The following is a 500-nucleotide window of genomic DNA, read 5'->3' as shown; positions in this document are numbered from 1 at the left end:
GACTAAACCCGATCGCTGATGGGCAGCGACGCGGATCAAGTTACGGGGCAGGGCCAAGGTGCACAAGCCGGCGGATTCTGGCGGATCTGTAGTCCGTTGCGCAAGGACATGTAGGCAATGGACCGAAGACTGTAGACGCGGCCTTTGTCGCGCAAAACAGGAAGGTGCCGTTGGTCGGAACTGTCAGGTTTTACAGGTAGTTAATGTTCAGGAGAGGGGAGTAGAACAGCATCTATCGAGTGTTTTATAGCCATCGAAGCGCAGGGGAGCAGGTATGTCAGACGATAATGAAATTGCATTAGACAATATGGATGACGAATCCAGTCTTGCCCCCGATCCATTGCAAATCCAGTTGTGGGAGATTGAAGAGCTATTCGAGACAACAGCTAAAATTGTATTTAATGTTCCGCAATCGGATCTGGAACATCGTGTTTGGATTCAGTATTTTGGTCCGGACTACTATAAGTCAATATGTGCTGGTGAATTATTTAAAGGTATGC

1 protein-coding gene is annotated in these 500 nt (G+C 48.2%); it reads left to right on the top strand.

Annotated features, from left to right (window positions below; all coding sequences use genetic code 11):
* Positions 1-274 precede the first annotated feature (274 nt).
* Positions 275-500 (top strand): hypothetical protein (locus AC1DSG_RS31705; RefSeq protein WP_477794369.1); only part of this gene is annotated, 226 nt, incomplete at its 3' end.

Source organism: Pseudomonas sp. P5_A12 (genome assembly GCF_056400685.1).
The sequence above is the reverse complement of the archived record's forward strand: the minus strand, read 5'-3'. Positions and strand labels throughout refer to the sequence as shown.